Raw genomic sequence first — 21,809 nt, 5'->3', positions numbered from 1 at the left:
CCCCCATAACGATGAAAACGACCCTGATCGCCGCGGCCGAAGTCGACCGCCTGGAGACCTGGCAGCGCTACACCAGCAACATGTGCCATGGCTGCCATTCGACCTGCTGCACCCTGCCGGTGGAGGTGAAGATCAAGGATCTGATCCGTATCGGCGTGGTCGACGAGTTCGAGAAAGACGAACCGCCGAAGAACATCGCCAAGCGCCTGCAGAAGGACGGCATCATCGAACGCTTCAACCAGAAGTCGGGGATCTTCACCCTGACCCGGATGAGCAATGATGACTGCCTGTACCTGGATCGTAAAAGCCGGCTGTGCACCATTTATGACAAGCGGCCGGATACCTGCCGCAACCACCCCAAGGTCGGGCCGCGGCCGGGGTATTGTGCGTACAAGCCCAAGGTGGTCGGGCGCTGATCCTGCTTTGCATTTGAGATCCTGGGGCTGCTTTGCAGCCCTTTCGCGACACAAGGCCGCTCCTACAGGAGATCGCGGTCCCTTGTAGGAGCGGCCTTGTGCCGCGATGGGCCGCAAGGCGGCCCCAAAATCTGCAGGCAAACAAAAACGCCCCCGGCCTTTCGACCGGGGGCGTTTTCGTTTCAGCTCAAGCTAGACGATCAAGCCTTGGCTTTCTTGGCAGCGCGGGTACGCTCGCCTTCGTCCAGGATCTTCTTGCGCAGGCGGATCGACTTCGGAGTCACTTCGCACAGCTCGTCGTCCTGGATGAATTCCAGGGCCTGTTCCAGGGTGTGGCGAACCGGCGGCACCAGGGCGATGACTTCGTCTTTGCCCGAAGCACGCATGTTGTCGAGCTTCTTGCCCTTGGTCGGGTTCACGCCCAGGTCGTTGTCACGGCTGTTCAGGCCGATGATCTGACCGTTGTAGATGTCCTGGCCGTGCTCGATGAACAGCTTGCCGCGAGCCTGCAGGGTTTCCAGCGAGTAGGTCAGCGCCTTGCCGGTCTCGATCGAAACCAGTACACCGTTCAGGCGACCGGACATCTGGCCGGCTTTCATGGTGTCGTAGCGATCGAAGATCGAGGTCAGGATGCCGGCACCGTTGGTCAGGGTCAGGAACTGGTTACGGAAACCGATCAGACCACGAGCAGGTACGTTGTACTCCAGACGTACACGGCCCTTGCCATCCGGCGCCATGTTGGTCAGGTCGCCTTTACGCAGGCCCATTTCTTCCATGACCTTGCCCTGGGATTCTTCAGGGATGTCGATGGTGACGTTCTCGAACGGCTCCTGCTTCACGCCGTTGACTTCGCGGATGATCACTTCAGGGCGGCCTACAGCCATCTCGAAGCCTTCACGACGCATGGTTTCGATCAGAACCGACAGGTGCAGCTCACCACGGCCGGAAACCTTGAACTTGTCAGCCGAGTCGCCTTCTTCAACGCGCAGTGCAACGTTGTACAGCAGCTCTTTGTCCAGACGTTCCTTGATGTTACGGCTGGTGACGAACTTGCCTTCCTTGCCGCAGAACGGCGAGTCGTTGACCTGGAAGGTCATCGAAACGGTCGGCTCGTCAACGGTCAGTGGCTTCATCGCCTCGACGTTGTTCATGTCGCACAGGGTGTCGGAGATGAACAGCTCGTCGAAACCGCTGATGCAGACGATGTCGCCAGCCTGGGCTTCTTCAACGTCGACGCGGTGCAGGCCGTGGTGGCCCATCAGCTTGAGGATACGGCCGTTACGCTTCTTGCCTTCGGTGTCGATGGCAACAACCGGGGTATTCGGCTTGATACGGCCACGGGCGATACGGCCAACGCCGATAACACCGAGGAAGCTGTTGTAGTCCAGAGCGGAAATCTGCATCTGGAACGGGCCATCGACGTCAACGTTCGGCGCCGGTACGTTGTCGACGATCGACTGGTACAGCGGGGTCATGTCTTCGGCCATGTCGGTGTGGTCCAGACCGGCGATGCCGTTCAGGGCCGAGGCGTAGACAACCTGGAAGTCCAGCTGGTCGTCGGTGGCACCGAGGTTGTCGAACAGGTCGAAGATCTGGTCCAGAACCCAGTCAGGGCGCGCGCCCGGGCGGTCAACCTTGTTGATCACTACGATCGGCTTCAGGCCAGCTTCGAAAGCCTTCTTGGTCACGAAGCGGGTTTGCGGCATCGGGCCATCCTGGGCATCGACCAGCAGCAGCACGGAGTCGACCATCGACATTACACGCTCAACCTCGCCACCGAAGTCGGCGTGGCCGGGGGTGTCGACGATGTTGATGTGGTAGCCGTTCCAGTTGATGGCGGTGTTTTTCGCCAGAATGGTAATGCCGCGCTCTTTTTCCTGGTCGTTGGAGTCCATCACGCGCTCGTCGTTGAGCTCGTTACGCTCCAGGGTGCCGGACTGGCGCAGGAGTTTGTCGACCAGGGTGGTTTTACCATGGTCAACGTGGGCGATGATGGCGATGTTACGCAGATTTTCGATCACAACTGTATCTCGATCAGAGGATTCGGTTGCCGCCAGTGTAGGCGGCGAATATGTACGGTTTGAGGCTCAGCGGGCCCGATGGTCGGGAGGGCGATGGCGGATGCTGCCGCCATACAGCCCTGGCGTCTTATGTCGGACGATAAACACGCACATTGGCATGTCCCTCACTGAGCAGGTGGTGTGCGTGCAGACGGCTCATCACACCTTTGTCGCAATACAGCAAGTACTGGCGGTTGGCATCCAGGTGCTTGAACTTGCTGTTGATGGCATAGAACGGCATGGCCTGGACTTCGATACCGTCGAGCACCAGAGGTTCGTCTTCCTGGGCATCGGGGTGACGAATATCGATGACGATCTGGCCGGGCAGCGCCTCGGTCACTTCCTCGATTTCGATGTCCTTGCCCAGTTCGTCGATCACATGGTCGATGGAGATCAACCGGGCGCGCTCCAGGGCACGCTCCAGCACGGCCATGTCGAACTGCTTCTCTTCATGCTCCATGCGGTGGCGCTTGGCGTGGGTGGTCGGGTTTACCGAGATCACGCCGCAGTATTCTGGCATGTGCTTGGCGAAGTCGGCAGTGCCGATCGCGTAGGCCTGGTCGATGATGTCCTGCTTGTGGCTGGCCAGCAGCGGGCGCAGCACCAGCTTGTCGGTGGCCGAGTCGATGATCGACAGGTTCGGCAGGGTCTGGCTGGACACCTGGGAAATCGCCTCGCCAGTGACCAGCGCGTCGATCTCCAGGCGGTCGGCCATGTGCGCGGCACCGCGCAGCATCATGCGCTTCAGGGTCACACCCATGTAGCTGTTGTCGACTTTGTTGAGGATCTCGCCAACCACTTCCTCGAACGGCACGCTGATGAACAGCACGCGCTGGCTGCTGCCGAACTTCTTCCACAGGTAGTGGGCCACTTCCATCACGCCCAGCTCGTGGGCACGGCCGCCGAGGTTGAAGAAGCAGAAGTGGGTCATCAGGCCACGGCGCATCATCTGGTAGGCCGCCACGGTGGAGTCGAAGCCGCCGGACATCAGTACCAGAGTCTGCTCCAGGGCGCCCAGCGGGTAGCCGCCGATGCCCTGGTGCTGGTTGTGGATCACGTACAGGCGCTGGTCGCGGATTTCGATGCGCACCAGCACTTCCGGGTTCTTCAGCTCGATGCCGGCGGCGCCGCACTGCTGACGCAACTGGCTGCCGACGTACCGGTCGACGTCCATCGAGGTGAAGTCGTGGTGGCCGCCGCGCTTGCAGCGCACGGCGAAGTGCTTGCCGGCCAGCAGGTGACCGAAGTGCTGCTTGCACTTGGCGACGATGTCGTCGAAGTCGCCGAGCGGGTATTCCTCTACCTGCAGGAAGTGGGTGATACCCGGGGTGCAGGTGAGGCGCTCGATCATCTCGCGCTGGACTTTTTCGTCTTCGACGCGGGTGACCACTTCGAGATTGTCCCAGACACCATCGACCACGAGCTCAGGATCGAGGTCCTTGAGCACGTTGCGGATGTTCTTGCCGAGCTGGCGGATGAAGCGCTTGCGCACCGGCCGGCTCTTGATGGTGATTTCTGGGAAGACTTTGACGATAAGTTTCATTGGTTAACAGCGCGCGCAGGGCCTGCCGAAAATGAGGGGCGCGAATTATAGCGGAAATTGCTCAGGATTTGACCAACTTTTGATCAGAAGCTTTCAGATAAATGTAGGGAGCGGGTTTTGTGGCGCCTGTGAGATCGAGCGCCGCCCGCGCGGCGCTTCGCAGCGCAAGGCTGCTCCTACATCTGTTTCGGGCCAGTCAAGCCTGTACCAGCGCACGCGACCGACTTGTTTGTCCAACACGACATCGAGGTGGACGCCAAGGGGCGCGCGCCTATGCCTCAGGAATAATTGGCCCGAAACAGATGTAGGAGCAGCCTTGCGCTGCGAAGCGCCGCGCGGGCGGCGCTCGATCTCACAGACACCACACAACTCAAGCCATGCACCACACTGGTGCGCTGCTACCAAAATTCGCATCTTAAGGGTGCATTTTTCCAGCGCAACCCAGCGCCAAATGCCCGCAAACGCCCCCTTTTATCCCGCCCTCGCCATTTTCGGGCACTGGCATGCAATTTGCTCCCTTGTGAGGCAGGTAAGCTTGGCCGACTATCCGCGCCCGGCAACACCCTTTTTCCAGGGCAGCGGCCCACCGCGCTCTAGACCATCCGGAGGACAACATGTCGAAGTCGGTTCAACTCATCAAAGATCATGACGTCAAGTGGATTGATCTGCGTTTCACGGACACCAAAGGCATTCAGCACCACGTGACCATGCCGTCGCGTGATGCGCTGGAAGACGACTTCTTCGAAGTCGGCAAGATGTTCGACGGTTCCTCCATCGCTGGCTGGAAAGGCATCGAAGCTTCCGACATGATCCTGATGCCGGTCGACGAAACTGCCGTACTGGACCCGTTCACCGAAGAGCCAACCCTGATCATCACCTGCGACATCGTCGACCCGTCGAGCATGCAGGGCTACGATCGTGACCCTCGCGCCATCGCCAAGCGCGCCGAAGAGTACCTGAAGAGCACCGGCATCGGTGACACCGTATTCGCCGGCCCGGAGCCAGAGTTCTTCATCTTCGACGAAGTGAAGTTCCAGTCGGACATCTCCGGCTCGATGTTCAAGATCTTCTCCGAGCAAGGCTCGTGGATGACCGGCGCTGACGTGGAAGGCGGCAACAAAGGCCACCGTCCAGGCGTGAAAGGCGGCTACTTCCCGGTTCCGCCGTTCGACCACGACCACGAAATCCGTACCGCCATGTGCAACGCACTGGAAGAAATGGGTCAGACCGTCGAAGTTCACCACCACGAAGTGGCGACTGCCGGCCAGAACGAAATCGGCGTCAAGTTCAACACCCTGGTGAAGAAGGCTGACGAAGTACAGGCACTGAAGTACGTCGTGCACAACGTTGCCGACGCCTACGGCCGTACCGCCACCTTCATGCCGAAGCCTCTGTACGGCGACAACGGCTCGGGCATGCACGTGCACATGTCGATCTGGAAAGACGGCAAGAACACCTTCTCGGGTGAAGGCTATGCCGGCCTGTCCGACACCGCCCTGTACTTCATCGGCGGTATCATCAAGCACGGTAAGGCCCTGAACGGCTTCACCAACCCGTCGACCAACTCCTACAAGCGTCTGGTCCCAGGCTTCGAAGCCCCGGTAATGCTGGCCTACTCGGCTCGCAACCGTTCCGCCTCGATCCGTATTCCTTACGTCGGCAGCCCGAAAGCCCGCCGTATCGAAGCTCGCTTCCCGGACCCATCGGCCAACCCGTACCTGGCCTTCGCGGCCCTGCTGATGGCCGGCCTGGACGGTATCCAGAACAAGATCCACCCAGGCGATGCTGCCGACAAGAACCTGTACGACCTGCCGCCTGAAGAGGCCAAGGACATCCCGCAGGTTTGCGGCAGCCTGAAGGAAGCTCTGGAAGAGCTGGACAAGGGCCGTGCGTTCCTGACCAAGGGCGGCGTGTTCTCCGACGACTTCATCGATGCCTTCATCGAGCTGAAGAGCGAAGAAGAAATCAAGGTCCGCACCTTCGTTCACCCGCTGGAATACGAGCTGTACTACAGCTGCTGATCTGATCGGCGCCTGGCGCCGATGACATCATCACGAACGGCCTCCTTCGGGAGGCCGTTTTCGTTTCTGCACCATACGAAGCCACAGAGACCCCGCCCGTCACGCTATGCTCTATCTTGGTGCACAGCTGAACGCCGTGCCCCTATTTGCTCCCCAAACTGGTTCACATGAAACGTTTCATCAAGACTTTCTGATCCGAATTTGCGCAGATTCAGGCCTTTATCGGCAAATCCCGCTTCTTTTCGGAGCTTTGGTTTGTTTCTTGCATTTCTTGCAGGTAGAGAGTCTCGCATCAGCGGATCCACCGCGCGCCCGGCCATGGCCGCGCCATGCCAGCCACGCGCCAAAAGAGGTCAACGACGCCTTATGACCATCAGCGATGCACAGCACCGTCTGCTTCTGGACAACCTGACCACTGCCACGTTACTGCTCAACGCCGAGCTGCGCCTGGAGTACATGAATCCGGCCGCGGAAATGCTGTTGGCGGTCAGTGGCCAGCGCAGCCATGGGCAGTTCATCAGCGAACTGTTCACCGAGTCGACCGAGGCCCTCAGCTCGCTGCGCCAGGCGGTCGAGCAGGCGCACCCGTTCACCAAGCGCGAAGCGCAGCTCACCTCGCTGACCGGGCAGACCATCACCGTCGACTACGCGGTAACGCCGATCCTGCACCAGGGCCAGACCCTGCTGCTGCTGGAGGTGCACCCGCGCGACCGGCTGCTGCGCATTACCAAGGAAGAGGCCCAGCTGAGCAAGCAGGAAACCACCAAGATGCTGGTGCGCGGCCTGGCCCACGAAATCAAGAACCCCCTTGGCGGCATCCGCGGCGCAGCCCAGCTGCTGGCCCGCGAGCTGCCTGAAGAAGGCCTGCGCGACTATACCAACGTGATCATCGAGGAAGCCGACCGCCTGCGTAACCTGGTCGACCGCATGCTCGGTTCGAACAAGCTGCCGTCGCTGGCCATGACCAACATCCACGAAGTGCTGGAGCGGGTCTGCAGCCTCGTGGAGGCCGAAAGCCAGGGCTGCATCACTTTGGTGCGCGACTATGACCCCAGCCTGCCGGATGTGTTGATCGACCGCGAGCAGATGATCCAGGCCGTGCTCAACATCGTGCGCAATGCCATGCAGGCGATCAGTTCGCAGAACGAACTGCGCCTGGGCCGCATCACCCTGCGCAGCCGTGCCCTGCGCCAGTTCACCATCGGCCACGTGCGCCATCGCCTGGTGGCGCGGGTGGAGATCATCGACAACGGCCCGGGCATCCCGCCGGAACTGCAAGACACCCTCTTCTATCCCATGGTCAGCGGCCGCCCGGACGGTACCGGGCTGGGCCTGGCCATTACCCAGAACATCATCAGCCAGCACCAGGGCCTGATCGAGTGTGAAAGCCATGCAGGCCACACCGCCTTCTCGATCTACCTGCCCCTGGAACAAGGAGCCACCGCCTCATGAGCCGAAGTGAAACCGTATGGATCGTCGACGATGATCGCTCCATCCGCTGGGTCCTGGAAAAAGCCCTGCAGCAGGAAGGCATGACCACCCAGAGCTTCGACAGCGCCGATGGCGTGATGGGCCGCCTGGCACGCCAGCAACCGGACGTGATCATTTCCGACATCCGCATGCCGGGCACCAGCGGCCTCGACCTGCTGGCACAGATCCGTGAGCAGCACCCGCGCCTGCCGGTCATCATCATGACCGCCCACTCCGACCTGGACAGCGCCGTGGCATCGTACCAAGGCGGTGCCTTCGAGTACCTGCCCAAGCCGTTCGATGTGGACGAGGCGGTCTCGCTGGTCAAGCGAGCCAACCAGCACGCCCAGGAGCAACAAGGGCTGGATGTGCCGCAGAGCCTGGCGCGCACCCCGGAAATCATCGGTGAAGCGCCGGCGATGCAGGAGGTGTTCCGCGCCATCGGCCGCCTCAGCCACTCCAACATCACCGTGCTGATCAACGGCGAGTCCGGTACCGGCAAGGAGCTGGTGGCCCACGCCCTGCACCGCCACAGCCCGCGTGCGGCGTCGCCGTTCATTGCCCTGAACATGGCCGCCATCCCCAAGGACCTGATGGAGTCCGAGCTGTTCGGCCATGAAAAAGGCGCCTTCACCGGCGCCGCCAACCTGCGCCGGGGGCGCTTCGAGCAGGCCGACGGCGGCACCCTGTTCCTCGACGAGATCGGCGACATGCCCGCCGACACCCAGACCCGCCTGCTGCGGGTGCTGGCCGATGGCGAGTTCTATCGCGTGGGCGGCCACGTGCCGGTCAAGGTCGATGTGCGCATCATCGCCGCCACCCACCAGAACCTGGAGTCGCTGGTACAGGCCGGCAAGTTCCGCGAGGACTTGTTCCACCGCCTGAACGTGATTCGCATCCACATTCCACGGCTGGCCGACCGCCGCGAGGATATCCCCGCCCTCGCCCGCCACTTCCTCGCCCGCGCCGCCCAGGAGCTGGCGGTCGAGCCGAAGATCCTCAAGCCGGAAACCGAGGAATTCATCCGCAACCTGCCGTGGCCGGGCAACGTACGGCAGATGGAAAACACCTGCCGCTGGATCACCGTGATGGCCTCCAGCCGCGAAGTGCTGATCGGCGACCTGCCGCCCGAGCTGCTGAACCTGCCACAGGACGCCGCGCCGGTAACCAATTGGGAGCAGGCCCTGCGCCAGTGGGCCGACCAGGCGCTGGCGCGAGGGCAGACCAGCCTGCTGGACAGCGCAGTGCCGAGCTTCGAGCGGATCATGATCGAGACGGCGCTCAAGCACACCGCTGGCCGTCGGCGCGATGCGGCACTGTTGCTGGGTTGGGGGCGCAACACCCTGACGCGCAAGATCAAGGAGCTGGGGATGAATGTGGCGGGTGGCGATGATGAGGAAGGGGACGAGCACTAACGTCCGGTAAACCTTCAAGGCCATTGGGGCTGCTGCGCAGCCCTTTCGCGACACAAGGCCGCTCCCACAGGTACGGCGCTATCTCTGAACCGAGCGGCGTCCTGTGGGAGCGGCCTTGTGTCGCGATGGGCCTGCGAAGCGGGCCCCGCCATTCCCGCGCCCATGCACCGATCCTGTGCCCGATGCACCTCTCGAAGGCACAAATCCCCCGCAAAAACGGCCAAATCACCCTTAAAACCCATAATTCACGGGCTTTTCAAAACTGGCACGCCCCCTGCAATAACCCATACATATCCAGTTTCGGGGGCCCTGGTACAGGCAGGCCGGGTGAACCCCTCTTTTATTCGCAACATCGCCAGTTTTGGGGACCTCGGTACAGGCAGGCCGGGCCATCCCCCCTTTATACGCAGTACCCCTTTCGGGGACCCTGGTACAGGCAGGCCGGGATATCCCCTCTTTTATTCGTGCAGTTTCACCTGCAACCGCCAGCGCCCAGCGTCCTCTGCACCGGCCCACTCGCCGTGCAGGGGGCGCGCGGCCACCACCGTCAGCAACAGACCTTCCTTGCTATTCTGCACCCGCCAGCTCACAGGCTTGCCCTGCAGGCTCAGTTGCCCTTGCCGGGCCTTGCCCTGGGCCTGGAACAATAGCGCTACCGTACCTTCCACATTCTCGCCATGCAGCTGGGGCTCTTCGTTGAACCACAGCTCCAGGCCATCCTGCACCACCTCCACCTGCTGCAGCTCGCGCTCGTCGGGTGTGGTCAGGCGGCCGATCATCAGCCCCACCATCAAGCCGACGATCGCCAGCGACAGCATCACCCGCGGGAACGCCTTCGAACGCAGGTCCGGTTCGGGGGTAGAATGCCCGTCATCTTCACGCTTGGAGCCGTGCATGTTTCACGTCATCCTTTTTCAACCAGAAATTCCGCCGAATACCGGCAACATCATTCGCCTGTGCGCCAACAGCGGCTGCGACCTGCACCTGATCGAGCCCATCAGCTTCGAACTGGATGACAAGCGCCTGCGGCGCGCGGGGCTGGATTACCACGAGTATGCCACGCTCAAGCGCCACGAGAGCCTGGCCGGATGCCTGGAAAGCCTGGGCAACCCACGGCTGTTCGCCTTCACCACCAAGGGCTCGCACCCGTTCCACGAAGTGGCCTACCAGCCGGGTGATGCCTTCCTGTTCGGGCCAGAAAGCCGTGGCTTGCCGACCGAGGTACTGGACAGCCTGCCGGCCGAACAACGCCTGCGCCTGCCGATGCGGTCGGGGTGCCGCAGCCTGAACCTGTCCAATACCGTGGCTGTGACGGTGTATGAGGCGTGGCGGCAGAATGGGTTTGCCGGGAGCTGAGCTATAGCCTGTGCCGGCCCTTTCGCGGGCTCGCCCGCTCCCACAGGTAGGACGCCGAACGCGAACCTGTGGGAGCGGGCATGCCCGCGAAGAGGCCGGCACAGGCAACAAAAAAGCGCCCCGAGAGGCGCTTTCTTGATACCAGCAGCTATTACTGCACAGTCGGCGCTTCGCCAGCTTCCTGCATGCGCTGCATTTCCTGCGCGTACAGGGCGTCGAAGTTGACCGGCGACAGCATCAGGGCCGGGAACGAACCGCGGGTCACCAGGCTGTCCAGGGTCTCGCGGGCGTACGGGAACAGGATATTCGGGCAGAACGCACCCAGGGTGTGGCTCATCGAAGCCGCGTCCAGGTTCTTGATCAGGAAGATACCAGCCTGCTGCACTTCAGCGATGAAGGCCACTTCGTCACCGTTCTTGACGGTAACCGACAGGGTCAGCACCACCTCGTGGAAGTCACCTTCCAGGGCTTTCTGCTTGGTGTTCAGGTCCAGGGCAACGCTCGGCTCCCAGGTCTGACGGAAGATCTGCGGGCTTTTCGGGGCTTCGAACGACAGGTCGCGCACATAGATGCGCTGCATGGAGAACTGAGGGCTGTTGTCTTCTGCAGCAGCGCCGTTGGTCTGTTGGTCAGTCATGGCAGATCCTTATCCTAATGTTTTTGAATGCAGTGCAAATCAGGCCGCCAGCAGCGCGTCGAGCTTGCCGGCGCGCTCCAGGGCATAAAGGTCATCGCATCCACCGACATGGGTGCTGCCGATCCAGATCTGCGGCACAGATGTACGGCCGGCCTTCTGGCTCATCTCGGCACGAACCTGTGGCTTGCCGTCGACCTTGATTTCCTCGAAGGCCACGCCCTTGCTCTCGAGCAGGTACTTGGCGCGCATGCAGTAGGGGCAGTAGTCGCTGGAATAGACGATGACGGGCTTCATATCACTTCACCAGGGGCAGGTTATCGGCTTTCCAGCTGGAAACGCCACCGCTCAGTTTGGCGGCGTTGTAACCAGCCTTGAGCAGCTCGCGGCAGATGGTGCCGGACTGCTGGCCCATCGAGTCGACGACGATCAGGGTCTTCTCTTTGTGCTTGTCCAGCTCGCTCATGCGGTTGACCAGCTTGTCCTGCGGGATGTTCACCGCACCGACGATGTGACCGGCGGAGTATTCCTTGGTCGGGCGGATGTCGATGACCAGGGCTTTCTCGGCATTGACCAGGGCAGTCAGCTGGCCGTTGCTCAGGCTCTGGCCGCCGCGACGGATTTCGTTGACCAGCAGCGCGACCAGCAAAACAACGAAGATCGCCACCAGGATGTAGTGGTTTGTCGCAAATTGAATCAGGTTAGCAACCATCTGGGGTGTTCCACGCGATTGAAAATGCCGGCCAGTATACACAGCCCCCCAGTGCCACCAAAGCCCGACGGGCCGGCCGGAAAGGTACCTTCATGTTGCCACATTGGCCACGCTGGTCAGGGAACAGGACGAATATTCGCCGCCGGTGGCGCATTTGCCCTAAAATGCGTGTCTTTATCATCTTTGAACAACCGTGAGTTTGATTGATGACGAGTACGCCCAAACCCCTGGTCCTGATCATCCTGGATGGCTTCGGCCACAGCGAAAGCCCCGAATACAACGCCATCTACGCCGCCAACACACCGGTCTATGACCGCCTGCGCGCCAGCCAGCCGCATGGCCTCATTTCCGGCTCGGGCATGGATGTCGGCCTGCCGGACGGGCAGATGGGCAACTCCGAAGTCGGTCACATGAACCTCGGCGCCGGCCGCGTGGTGTACCAGGACTTCACCCGGGTGACCAAGGCCATCCGCGACGGCGAGTTCTTCAACAACCCGGTTCTGACCGGCGCCGTGGACAAGGCAGCCAGTGCCGGCAAGGCCGTGCACATCCTCGGCCTGCTGTCCGACGGCGGCGTACACAGCCACCAGGACCACTTGGTAGCCATGGCCGAACTGGCCGCGCAGCGCGGTGCGGAAAAGATCTACCTGCACGCCTTCCTCGATGGCCGCGACACGCCGCCACGCAGCGCACAGTCGTCCATCGAACTGCTCGACGCCGCCTTCGCCAAGCTGGGCAAGGGCCGCATCGCCAGCCTGATTGGTCGCTACTACGCCATGGACCGCGACAACCGCTGGGACCGCGTCAGCGCCGCCTACAACCTGATCGTCGACAGCGCTGCCGAATACACCGCCGACACCGCCCTGGCCGGCCTGGAAGCGGCCTACGCCCGCGACGAGAGCGACGAGTTCGTCAAGGCCACGCGCATCGGTGAAGCAGTCAAGGTCGAAGACGGCGATGCGGTGATCTTCATGAACTTCCGCGCCGACCGCGCCCGCGAACTGTCGCGCGTGTTCGTCGAAGCCGACTTCAACGAATTCCCGCGTGCCCGCCTGCCAAAACTGGCCGCCTACATCGGCCTGACTCAGTACTCGGCGAAAATCCCGGCCCCCGCCGCCTTCGCCCCGGCCAGCCTGAACAACGTGCTGGGCGAGTACCTGGCGAAGAACGGCAAGACCCAGCTGCGCATCGCCGAGACCGAGAAGTACGCCCACGTCACCTTCTTCTTCTCCGGTGGCCGCGAAGAACCGTTTGAAGGCGAAGAGCGCATCCTGATCCCTTCGCCGAAGGTCGCCACCTACGACCTGCAGCCGGAAATGAGCGCACCGGAAGTTACCGACCGCATCGTCGAGGCCATCGAGCAGCAGCGTTATGACGTGATCGTGGTCAACTACGCCAACGGCGACATGGTCGGCCATACTGGCGTGTTCGAAGCGGCGGTGAAAGCCGTCGAAGCCCTGGATGGCTGTGTAGGGCGCATCGTCGAAGCTCTGGACAAGGTCGGCGGCGAAGCGCTGATCACCGCCGACCACGGCAACGTCGAGCAGATGGAAGACGAGTGCACCGGCCAGGCGCACACCGCGCACACCACCGAGCCGGTGCCGTTCATCTATGTCGGCAAGCGCAACGTCAAGGTGCGTGACGGCGGCGTGCTGGCCGATGTGGCGCCGACCATGCTGAAGCTGCTGGGGCTGGAAAAGCCGGTGGAAATGACTGGTACCTCGATTCTGGTCGACGCCTGATTCGGCGCCAAAGGGGGCCGCTTTGCGGCCCATTCGCAGCACAAGGCTGCTCCTACAAAGAGCTCGTGCAATGCCTGTAGGAGCAGCCTTGTGCTGCGAATGGGCTGCACAGCAGCCCCAATAACACATGAATTCCAGACAAACGCCCCTCTGCACCCGCAGCGAGGCGTTTTTTTTGCCCGCCCGCGCGGGCATACTAGGCCAGTCTCCATCCTTGGTACGCCAAACCCCATGCTTCGCGCCCTGATTCTCCTAGCCCTGTCTTGCCTGCTCAGCCCGGCCTTTGCCGATGAGCGTGCGCAGACCCAGCAGCAACTGGACGCCACCCGCCAGGACATTGCCGAGCTCAAGAAGACGCTGGGCAAGCTCCAGGAAGAAAAGGCCGGTGTGCAAAAGGACCTCAAAGCCACCGAGACCGATATCGGCAACCTCGAAAAGCAGGTGGAGGCCCTGCAGCAAGAACTAAAAAAGACCGAGGGCGAGCTGGAGCGCCTTGATACCGAGAAAAAAAAACTCCAGAGCGCCCGCGTTGAACAACAGCGGCTGATCGCCATCCAGGCCCGTTCGGCCTACCAGAACGGCCGCGAGGAATACCTCAAGCTGCTGCTCAACCAGCAGAACCCCGAGAAGTTCGCCCGCACCCTCACCTACTACGACTACCTGAGCAAGGCGCGCCTGGAGCAATTGCGCACCTTCAACGAGACCCTGCGCCAACTGGCCAACGTCGAACAGGAAATCGCTACCCAGCAGCAACAGCTGCTGGCCCAGCGCGCCGACCTCGACAGCCGCCGCCAGGCCCTGGAAACCGAGCGCGGCAAGCGCCAGCAGGTGCTGGCCAAGCTCAACAGCGACATGAAGGACCGCGACCAGAAGCTGCAATCGCGCGAGCAGGATCAGGCCGACCTGTCCAAGGTACTCAAGACCATCGAGGAAACCCTCGCCCGCCAGGCCCGCGAGGCCGAAGAAGCGCGCAAGAAGGCCTTGCTGGCCCAGCAGGAAGCGGAAAAGCGCCGCCAGCAGGAAGCCCTGGCCGCAGCTGCCGCCCGCGAACAGGCCCGCGAACCGGTGGAGCCACCGAAAAAGGCCCGCACCACCCTGGGCCCGCTGGTTTCCAGCGACGGCGCGAACTACGGCGGCGCATTTTCTGCCGCACGGGGAAAACTTCCCTGGCCAGTCAATGGTCGATTGCTGGCACGTTTCGGTGATGCCCGCGGCAGCGATGCCCGTGCCAAGTGGGACGGGGTGATGATCAGCGCCAACCCGGGCACCCAGGTCCGTGCCGTGCACGGCGGGCGCGTGGTGTTCGCCGACTGGTTGCGCGGTGCCGGGCTTCTGGTCATTCTCGACCATGGCAACGGTTACCTGAGCCTGTACGGCCATAACCAGAGCCTGCTCAAGAGCGCCGGTGATATCGTCAAGGCTGGCGAGGCCATTTCCACCGTTGGCGACAGCGGCGGCCAGGACGCTGCCGGCTTGTACTTCGCCATCCGCCAGCAGGGCCGGCCTACCGACCCTTCGCAGTGGTGCCGGGGCTAGTCAAATTTCTACGGGGTAGCCCACGGGCTGCGCCGATGCTCCCCAGGGAGCGCTTACAGGATCAGGAGTTCGTTCGACATGCTGCACTCGCCTCGTCTCACCCAGCTGGCCCTGTCCATCGCCCTGGCGGTCGGCGCGCCCCTGGCCACTGCCGCGGAGCCGGCCAAGCCGGCCGCAGTACCGGCCACCGAGGTGACCGCCAAGGCGCCACTGCCGCTTGAAGAGCTGCGCACCTTCGCCGAGGTCATGGACCGCATCAAGGCGGCCTATGTGGAGCCGGTGGATGACAAGACCCTGCTGGAAAATGCCATCAAGGGCATGCTCAGCAACCTTGACCCGCACTCGGCCTACCTCGGCCCCGAGGACTTCCAGGAACTGCAGGAAAGCACCAGCGGCGAGTTCGGCGGGCTGGGCATCGAAGTAGGCCAGGAAGACGGCTTCATCAAGGTTGTCTCGCCGATCGATGACACCCCGGCCTCGCGTGCCGGCGTGCAGGCCGGCGACCTGATCGTCAAGATCAACGGCGCCCCGACTCGTGGCCAGACCATGACCGAAGCGGTCGACAAGATGCGCGGCAAGGTCGGCGAAAAAATCACCCTGACCCTGGTGCGCGACGGCGGCAATCCCTTCGACGTGACCCTGGCCCGGGCGGTCATTCAGGTCAAAAGCGTGAAGAGCCAGCTGCTGGAGAACGACTACGGCTACATCCGCATCACCCAGTTCCAGGTCAAGACCGGCGACGAAGTAGGCAAGGCCCTGGCCAAGCTGCGCAAGGACAACGGCAAGAAGCTGCGCGGCGTGGTGCTGGACCTGCGCAACAACCCGGGCGGCGTGCTGCAGTCGGCGGTGGAAGTGGCCGACCACTTCCTGACCAAGGGCCTGATCGTCTACACCAAGGGCCGCATCGCCAACTCCGAGCTGCGCTTCTCTGCCGACCCGGCCGACGCCAGCGACGGCGTGCCACTGGTGGTACTGATCAACGGTGGCAGCGCCTCGGCCTCGGAAATTGTCGCCGGCGCCCTGCAAGACCAGAAACGCGCCGTGCTGATGGGCACCGACAGCTTCGGCAAAGGCTCGGTGCAGACCGTGCTGCCACTGGCCAACGACCGTGCGCTGAAGCTCACCACCGCGCTGTACTTCACCCCCAACGGCCGCTCGATCCAGGCCCAGGGCATCGTCCCCGACATCGAAGTGCGCCCGGCCAAGCTCACCGCCGAAGCCGACACCGACAACTTCAAGGAAGCCGACCTGCAGGGCCACCTGGGCAACGGCAACGGCGGTGCCGACCGCCCGACCGGCAGCGGCAAGCGCAAGGAGCGCCCACAGGATGACGACTTCCAGCTGAGCCAGGCCCTGAGCCTGCTCAAAGGCCTGAACATCACCAAGGGCGACTGATCCACCCCATGCGTTATCTGCTGTGTCTGCTGTTCTGCCTGATGGCCGGGGTCGCGCAAGCGGCGCCGGCCGGCAAGGCCTACATGAGCATCATCATCGATGACCTGGGCCAGAGCAGCGAGCGCGACAGCCGCACCCTGGCCCTGCCCGGTCCGGTGACCATGGCGATCATGCCCGACACCCCGCATGCCACCGACTTTGCCCGCCAGGCGCACAAGGCTGGCAAGACGGTGATCCTGCACATGCCCATGGACCCGGCCACCGGCCCTTACGCGTGGCACCCCGGCACGCCTCTGCCGGAGCTGGCCAGGCGCCTGGACGCCGCCCTGGCGCAGGTGCCGTGCGCAGTCGGCATCAACAACCACATGGGCAGCCGCATGACCGCCGAACCCGAAGCAATGGCGATGCTGATGGCTGACCTGCAACGCAGGCACCTGTTCTTTGTCGACAGCCGCACCAGCGCTGCCACGGTGGCTGCATTCCAGGCTCAGGCCCTGGGCCTGGCACAGGTATCCCGCGATGTCTTTCTGGATAACGTACGCACGCCCGAGGCCATTGGCAGCGAATTGCAGCTCGGGGTCGAACTGGCTCGCAAACAAGGCTCAGCCGTGCTGATCGGCCACCCTTATCCGCAAACCCTCGAAGTGCTCGAACGCGAACTGCCCCGGCTGAAGCGCCAGGGCATAGAGCTGATCGGTCTGGAACAGATGATTGCCGAGCGGGGCAATCAGACGATGCCTGCACATGTCAGGCACCACCCCACTGCCCCCGTTTGCAGGCTCAACGGAAAGGAATGATTCCTCGGGCCTCGGCCAGTGTAAGTCTTCCCCTGTGCACCCGCTGGCCCGAGCCAGCAGCGACCTGGCCGCCCCAAAAGCGCTGTTTCCAAGTCCTGAGGTGACCCACCGTGAAATCAACAGCTCCAGCGCCTTGCGTGGGCAAATGGAAGTGCGCAACCCAAAGGGGTTTCTTACTCAGTAGACTCCGGATCTGGTATTCGTCAAATGCGCTGCCATCCCGCATGGTGCACCGCTTCACATACTTAACCTGTATCAGGCCCTCTTTGTGAAGATACTGTAAACCTTTGGCCGACGGATAAAGGGTGCTGGTATAGAGCTCGATCATTTTCTGTTTCTTATCCGCTCTCAATTCTTTCAGATCCAATTCCAGCGCCCTGACCAGCTCGTCGTTTCCGCCAGCCTCACGCACCACACTGAGCGCCTGATTCAGCTTTCCCAGCTGCTGATCGAACAACTCTTCGAGCAACGCCCCTTTGATATGGGACTTGATAAAGCCCCCGGCCCGCGTTCGCACGGAACCGCTCTCGTCCAGGAGCGCCTGTACCCACTTGGGCAAATCTGTTGGAGCAGCTTCGTCCGGCAATGAAGGGCGCTTGCTTTCCCGCTGTCGCCATTCCCCATCCACCTCGTCGAAAGTTGCCAGCACTTCTTCACTGAAAGTCTCGAGCACTTCTACAATTTTGTGTTCGCCTATCGTTCTTTCCACCCCGATCATCAACTGCCCGGCAAGGTTGCGTACTACCTTCTGCTCTTTGGTAGACACTTTGTATGGCGTGCGCTTTTGCACGACCTCTTCACCCTCCTGCTCCGAGATCGCGACAACCAGTTTCTGCCCCGCATCTTCCTTCAGTTGCTCTAGATGGTTGCGATACCGCTCGAGCATTGCAGGCTCGATAAGGTCGCCACCTTCGCGGAGAATGCGGGCACTATTGAACAATGCGGCAGAGTACTCATCCCATGCCTCTTGCAAGATCACGACGCGGTCATCTGCCGACAGATTGGCGAAGTCAAGGTCCCCGTGAGTCTCTGCGGCGTTGCGCAAGGCCATGCTGACCAGTTCGTCCCGGTAGCGGGCGACTGTCTGAAGGCCGCCGGGAGCATTGAGGTGCAAGGCCAGGTCTGCCAGGTTCTGCACCTGATGGAAGCGCATCTGCACGGTCGAGAAGGCTCTTTCAGCGATCAACTGCTCAACTGTGCGATCGCCGCCAGGTGGGTTGGAAGGTATTACGCGCTCAACCGGCGTCTCGGCCAGCAAATTGTCCAGGTGCACTCGTATGGCGAGCATGCGGTCCTGATACTCCACCACCTGCTCCAGCTTGATACGAAACGCAGCATATTGTTCGCCGACCTCTGCCAATGGCTTCCCATCGATAGCCCGTTGCAGCGCGGCAAGTTGCGGATAGTCCGTAAGGCTCCACAGCTCGTTGTAAACGAACACACAATCGCGAATCAGCTCTATTCGAGCACTTTCCTGATGCTGGTCAAGAATTTCATCCAACCCCTTGTTATGGCGAGGCCTGGCATACTTTGGTTCTGCCATCGTGATCAACAGTTTTAGCTGTTCATCCATCTTGCCAATGGCCTCTTCAAGCAGCGAAACGATTTTCTCACGCTGCTGAGCGATGCTTTCCTTCACCTCCATTTCTCGTTGAGCATACTTTTCTATCAGCGACTCCTTCATTGACACATCAGTACCTGCAGGGGCCGAAGCCACCTCAGACTGCGCTTTCACCTTCAACCCCTCCATGGCCACAAGGTTTTTGTGCAAAGCCATCATCTGCTGGGTAACTGCCTGGACCTCCGCTTTCAACGCCGGAACGTCCTCATCCAGCTTGGAAACTTTTTCGTACAGTTTATCGAAGCGGCGCGATACCAAAGTCTTGGAGTCGGGAGCCCCTCCCGCAAGGCGCAGTTTCGTATCCACCCGCCAAGCCCCATCGACAAATGCCAGCCAAGGCCCGTAACCGCCAGTCGCATCGATTACCCGAACTCCCTCAGCCAGCAACTCCACGCTATAGAGGTCACCAGCCATGGCCGCGTAGTAGCTCTTATCGATCTGGTACAGGCCTTCACCATCACCCCCTGTCAAAGGGCTCAACCCATTGACCGAGACGCTGGAGCGCATGGCTTGCAACCTCTGCCGCTGTTGCGCGGGTAGCCAGTTGAACCCATGCTGGCCGCGCCAGGAAAAGTCCAGTACCTGGCTGCCCAGTTCGCCCAGTTTGCCTTCCGGCTCTTCACGCGCCTCGATAGCAAGTTCGGCAAACGCGCCGTTTTGCAGGTCAGGCCCTTCGAACAGTGAAACATCAGGCAGCCGCCTTGTGGGCACTGTCTCCTGTTTCGGTTGATGGGCATGCAGCAGCGTCATCCCAAGGTTAAGCAACAAGTCGGCCACTGCAGCAGACCGATCGAACTCACCACCCTGCTCCAACGCGGTCAAGTCGCTTTGCAGCGAAGCCAGAAACTGTACCAACCAGGCCACAGACGCGACCGGACCGCGTATCGCCTGAGTCACCACATCGAACAACAGCCAGGCGCCTTCGCACAGGAGCTGCCAGCGGCTCTCGGCGTCAGATACCGATTCCAGGCCTGCCAGCTCGACCAGCAGATCTCGATTGGCCTGGTATATTTTCTCGTCAACCTTGTTGAGCCACAGCTTCAGGTCGAGAATCGCCGGCTCCGGCTTGGCCGGGAGCGTATAAGGGTCGAGACCAATACTCACAATGTGCGGCTCGCTGAAACCACCCTCTGCATATACGTCGCGCGCTGTCGGGTCGATCCAGTCAAGAATGCTCTCTTGGAAGAGAGCCGACTCACGAATATGTGCAAGCAAGGCCTCAAGGCTTGCGTACTCGCGAACCGTGTCCTGTCGATATAGCGGGCGGTACAGCAGAACCCTTGCCGGCTCGGCGCAGAACAGCAAGTACATGCCGCGCACCTCGTCTTTCTTGCGCGAATGACGGCTGCGCCTGAAAGCCAGGGGGATCAAGGACATGCGCGGAACCAAGGGGTCCTGATGACCTGCGCAAAAATCCACCACGCACTGTAAACCCACTTCGGAGACCTTCGCGTCGAGCCTGGCCGAAAGGGCGCTGGAAAGAAACCCGCTTCGCCATTCCCTGGCCAAACGCACGATGCGCTCGGCGCGCATGGCCTGATCATCGAACTGTTCGGCAACATAGGTTGGGTAACGGCCACCAATGTCTACCTGGGTCACCAGTCGCTTCGCAGCATTGGCATCCAGCCACTTCGGGGGCGTGATGCCCTTCTGATGGCGGACCTTTTTGATCTCCGCGCCCTTGAGGGAAGCAAGGTTACCGATAGCAAATTCGGTAAGCGACTTGGTACCCACGAACGCCAGTGGCTCGCCGCCACCGGCACCTGTCGCAGCGCCGCCAGGCACACCCCGAGCGATATACAGGTCGAGAAGCAGGTGATCTGGAGAGGTTTCGTCCCCGTGCTCCTTTTTCATCTGCTCGCCTAGTTGCTGCGCGGTATACGCCGTCAATGACTGGACGCCGTCCAGCACCGAAACACCCCCGGCATCCAACTGGTCAAGGGCGAGCTGCAACAACGCGGCGCGACAGGCAAAGCTGTCCTGGGGAGCGCTGGCCCTGAGACCTGGCGGGGCCATGGTGGCTGGCGTGTCGTCTTCGTAGCGTACGAACCAGGCCGCCGGGTCGCTCAGGTCGGCGAAACGCCTCTCCATTGCCGCCACATCGGACAAGCCACTGAAGCGCATCAGGTCGAAAGACTGGAACATGGACTCAAGCAACAGCGAAACCTGCTGGGCAAAGACGTTGCCCTCAACCGGCTGACGCGTCCACGACATACTCTGAAAACTGTAGTGCTGCGCCAGTTCGTTGCGCAACGCTTCGCCGAAATCAGCCAGGGAAGCGAAGCTGCGCGTGATACCGGACGGCGCGCACCAGAGCACCACCTGCCGCTCATCGTAATCGCCAGTGACCAGCAGATGACTGAGCATCTGGTCGTACTGAATCGACCCACAAGTCAGGCTGGCTTTCACGAAACAGACCGATGGCTGGGCAGCACCACCGCGGATCAATCCGCGAATGCAGGCCTGCTCCTGAACGTCCAGCCCTTGCAGAGGCAGGCCACGCAAGAGTGCAGTCCGGAGCAGCAGTTGCAACCACTGGTCACGGCTCACCCCTGCACTGCCCTTGGCATTCCAGTATTTGAGCTGTGCCTCGCAGAAAAGCCGTGGCAACTGCTTTACCAGCTCGTCGAGCGCGTCGGACATGCCGCTCAGTTGGCGGGTGTCGAACGCGCTTTTCGAGCCAGGAAAACGGTATGAGGAGGTCAATGCAAGCTTGTGATGCCGCTCACCGACAGGCTCGATGTCCAGCGGCTGTGCTTCGAGCAATGCCTGGAGCACACGGTCGACCAGCGGTTGCGTGCCCCAGTAAGGCGTGCTGGGATCGGGACTATCCAGCATGAGAGGGTCGGCGTTGGACAGCGCCGGCTTCACAGAGGCAAGCCAGGGCAGCTTCCCCAGCAGCACGGTCCACAGCTGCTCGCTGGTCACCTGCCGCAATGTCGGCCGATCACTGAACTGACTGGCTGCGGCGTACTGAAAATCGAATGTGGAAATAGCGGAACGTTTCATGAAGCATGCCTCCGGAAGAAAACCGGCAGGCTGAAGCAAACTTGTACGACGCCCGGGCTAATTATTGCTTGCCCATGAAAAA

At 61.5% G+C, this 21,809-nt stretch carries 16 protein-coding genes; 9 read left to right on the top strand and 7 right to left on the bottom strand.

The features are described from left to right. Window positions 1-11 precede the first annotated feature (11 nt). A complete protein-coding gene (locus ACGLHT_RS02665; RefSeq protein WP_003259873.1) occupies window positions 12-416 on the top strand; it encodes a YkgJ family cysteine cluster protein in 405 nt (134 codons plus the stop codon). Between the two features lie 200 nt (window positions 417-616). Here ACGLHT_RS02665 and typA read toward each other — a convergent pair whose 3' ends face one another. Then, a complete protein-coding gene (typA, locus tag ACGLHT_RS02660; protein WP_003259874.1) occupies window positions 617-2,437 on the bottom strand; it encodes a translational GTPase TypA in 1,821 nt (606 codons plus the stop codon). 127 nt (window positions 2,438-2,564) lie between these two features. Then, a complete protein-coding gene (thiI, locus tag ACGLHT_RS02655) occupies window positions 2,565-4,019 on the bottom strand; it encodes a tRNA uracil 4-sulfurtransferase ThiI (RefSeq protein WP_025340935.1) in 1,455 nt (484 codons plus the stop codon). 614 nt (window positions 4,020-4,633) lie between these two features. Between thiI and glnA the strand changes: the two genes are divergently transcribed. The 3 genes from glnA (at window position 4,634) to ntrC (ending at window position 8,925) form a co-directional block, all read left to right on the top strand. Then, the gene (gene glnA, locus ACGLHT_RS02650; protein ID WP_025340936.1) at window positions 4,634-6,040 is read left to right on the top strand and encodes a type I glutamate--ammonia ligase; all 1,407 of its coding nucleotides are present in this window, start codon (window positions 4,634-4,636) and stop codon (window positions 6,038-6,040) included. A gap of 366 nt (window positions 6,041-6,406) precedes the next feature. Further along, complete coding sequence (gene glnL / locus ACGLHT_RS02645; RefSeq protein WP_025340937.1) at window positions 6,407-7,492, top strand: nitrogen regulation protein NR(II); 1,086 nt, start codon at window positions 6,407-6,409, stop codon at window positions 7,490-7,492. After that, window positions 7,489-8,925 (top strand): nitrogen regulation protein NR(I), encoded by a 1,437-nt coding sequence (gene ntrC / locus ACGLHT_RS02640; protein WP_013974578.1) that lies wholly within the window; start codon window positions 7,489-7,491, stop codon window positions 8,923-8,925. The genes glnL and ntrC overlap by 4 nt, the downstream gene beginning before the upstream one ends. A gap of 458 nt (window positions 8,926-9,383) precedes the next feature. Here ntrC and ACGLHT_RS02635 read toward each other — a convergent pair whose 3' ends face one another. Next, window positions 9,384-9,821: a hypothetical protein gene (locus ACGLHT_RS02635; RefSeq protein WP_075046617.1), complete on the bottom strand. Its 438-nt coding sequence runs from the start codon at window positions 9,819-9,821 to the stop codon at window positions 9,384-9,386. Between ACGLHT_RS02635 and trmL the strand changes: the two genes are divergently transcribed. Then, window positions 9,820-10,281 carry a tRNA (uridine(34)/cytosine(34)/5-carboxymethylaminomethyluridine(34)-2'-O)-methyltransferase TrmL gene (trmL, locus tag ACGLHT_RS02630; RefSeq protein WP_137162568.1) on the top strand — a complete coding sequence of 154 codons (462 nt, stop codon included), beginning with the start codon at window positions 9,820-9,822 and terminating at the stop codon, window positions 10,279-10,281. The genes ACGLHT_RS02635 and trmL overlap by 2 nt on opposite strands. Before the next feature lie 151 nt (window positions 10,282-10,432). On the opposite strand, the gene secB is transcribed toward trmL, so the two are convergent. Genes secB through ACGLHT_RS02615 form a run of 3 tightly spaced genes read right to left on the bottom strand, consistent with a single transcriptional unit; the run spans window position 10,433 to window position 11,627 of the window. After that, complete coding sequence (secB, locus tag ACGLHT_RS02625) at window positions 10,433-10,918, bottom strand: protein-export chaperone SecB (RefSeq protein WP_013974581.1); 486 nt, start codon at window positions 10,916-10,918, stop codon at window positions 10,433-10,435. Between the two features lie 39 nt (window positions 10,919-10,957). Further along, on the bottom strand, window positions 10,958-11,212 hold the full coding sequence (grxC, locus tag ACGLHT_RS02620; RefSeq protein ID WP_003249204.1) for a glutaredoxin 3: 255 nt from the start codon (window positions 11,210-11,212) through the stop codon (window positions 10,958-10,960). Between the two features lies 1 nt (window position 11,213). Further along, window positions 11,214-11,627 (bottom strand): rhodanese-like domain-containing protein, encoded by a 414-nt coding sequence (locus ACGLHT_RS02615; protein ID WP_003259887.1) that lies wholly within the window; start codon window positions 11,625-11,627, stop codon window positions 11,214-11,216. Between the two features lie 206 nt (window positions 11,628-11,833). On the opposite strand from ACGLHT_RS02615, the gene gpmI reads away from it, so the two are divergent. The 4 genes from gpmI (at window position 11,834) to ACGLHT_RS02595 (ending at window position 17,097) form a co-directional block, all read left to right on the top strand. Then, a complete protein-coding gene (gene gpmI / locus ACGLHT_RS02610) occupies window positions 11,834-13,369 on the top strand; it encodes a 2,3-bisphosphoglycerate-independent phosphoglycerate mutase (protein ID WP_137162569.1) in 1,536 nt (511 codons plus the stop codon). A 231-nt stretch (window positions 13,370-13,600) separates the two neighbouring features. Next, complete coding sequence (locus ACGLHT_RS02605; RefSeq protein ID WP_015272119.1) at window positions 13,601-14,905, top strand: murein hydrolase activator EnvC; 1,305 nt, start codon at window positions 13,601-13,603, stop codon at window positions 14,903-14,905. A 78-nt stretch (window positions 14,906-14,983) separates the two neighbouring features. Further along, window positions 14,984-16,300 (top strand): S41 family peptidase, encoded by a 1,317-nt coding sequence (locus ACGLHT_RS02600; RefSeq protein ID WP_023660970.1) that lies wholly within the window; start codon window positions 14,984-14,986, stop codon window positions 16,298-16,300. Window positions 16,301-16,308: 8 nt separating this feature from the next. After that, on the top strand, window positions 16,309-17,097 hold the full coding sequence (locus ACGLHT_RS02595) for a divergent polysaccharide deacetylase family protein (protein ID WP_274119839.1): 789 nt from the start codon (window positions 16,309-16,311) through the stop codon (window positions 17,095-17,097). On the opposite strand, the gene ACGLHT_RS02590 is transcribed toward ACGLHT_RS02595, so the two are convergent. Then, a complete protein-coding gene (locus ACGLHT_RS02590) occupies window positions 17,081-21,727 on the bottom strand; it encodes a dermonecrotic toxin domain-containing protein (RefSeq protein WP_394518413.1) in 4,647 nt (1,548 codons plus the stop codon). The two genes, ACGLHT_RS02595 and ACGLHT_RS02590, sit on opposite strands and share 17 nt — an antisense overlap. Window positions 21,728-21,809 lie beyond the last annotated feature (82 nt).

Origin of the sequence: Pseudomonas sp. PsB (assembly GCF_043658375.1) — a bacterium.
Taxonomy (GTDB): domain Bacteria; phylum Pseudomonadota; class Gammaproteobacteria; order Pseudomonadales; family Pseudomonadaceae; genus Aquipseudomonas; species Aquipseudomonas putida_Z.
This window is presented reverse-complemented; position numbering and strand designations above follow the sequence as displayed.

Bases quoted from the DNA above. Each gene is read 5' to 3' on its own strand.
- thiI (WP_025340935.1), bottom strand. From the start codon at position 4,019: ATGAAACTTATCGTCAAAGTCTTCCCAGAAATCACCATCAAGAGCCGG.
- ACGLHT_RS02665 (WP_003259873.1), top strand. From the start codon at position 12: ATGAAAACGACCCTGATCGCCGCGGCCGAAGTCGACCGCCTGGAGACC.
- gpmI (WP_137162569.1), top strand. From the start codon at position 11,834: ATGACGAGTACGCCCAAACCCCTGGTCCTGATCATCCTGGATGGCTTC.
- ACGLHT_RS02635 (WP_075046617.1), bottom strand. From the start codon at position 9,821: ATGCACGGCTCCAAGCGTGAAGATGACGGGCATTCTACCCCCGAACCG.
- ACGLHT_RS02600 (WP_023660970.1), top strand. From the start codon at position 14,984: ATGCTGCACTCGCCTCGTCTCACCCAGCTGGCCCTGTCCATCGCCCTG.
- ACGLHT_RS02615 (WP_003259887.1), bottom strand. From the start codon at position 11,627: ATGGTTGCTAACCTGATTCAATTTGCGACAAACCACTACATCCTGGTG.
- trmL (WP_137162568.1), top strand. From the start codon at position 9,820: ATGTTTCACGTCATCCTTTTTCAACCAGAAATTCCGCCGAATACCGGC.
- ACGLHT_RS02605 (WP_015272119.1), top strand. From the start codon at position 13,601: ATGCTTCGCGCCCTGATTCTCCTAGCCCTGTCTTGCCTGCTCAGCCCG.
- glnL (WP_025340937.1), top strand. From the start codon at position 6,407: ATGACCATCAGCGATGCACAGCACCGTCTGCTTCTGGACAACCTGACC.
- secB (WP_013974581.1), bottom strand. From the start codon at position 10,918: ATGACTGACCAACAGACCAACGGCGCTGCTGCAGAAGACAACAGCCCT.
- ACGLHT_RS02595 (WP_274119839.1), top strand. From the start codon at position 16,309: ATGCGTTATCTGCTGTGTCTGCTGTTCTGCCTGATGGCCGGGGTCGCG.
- grxC (WP_003249204.1), bottom strand. From the start codon at position 11,212: ATGAAGCCCGTCATCGTCTATTCCAGCGACTACTGCCCCTACTGCATG.
- glnA (WP_025340936.1), top strand. From the start codon at position 4,634: ATGTCGAAGTCGGTTCAACTCATCAAAGATCATGACGTCAAGTGGATT.
- ACGLHT_RS02590 (WP_394518413.1), bottom strand. From the start codon at position 21,727: ATGAAACGTTCCGCTATTTCCACATTCGATTTTCAGTACGCCGCAGCC.
- ntrC (WP_013974578.1), top strand. From the start codon at position 7,489: ATGAGCCGAAGTGAAACCGTATGGATCGTCGACGATGATCGCTCCATC.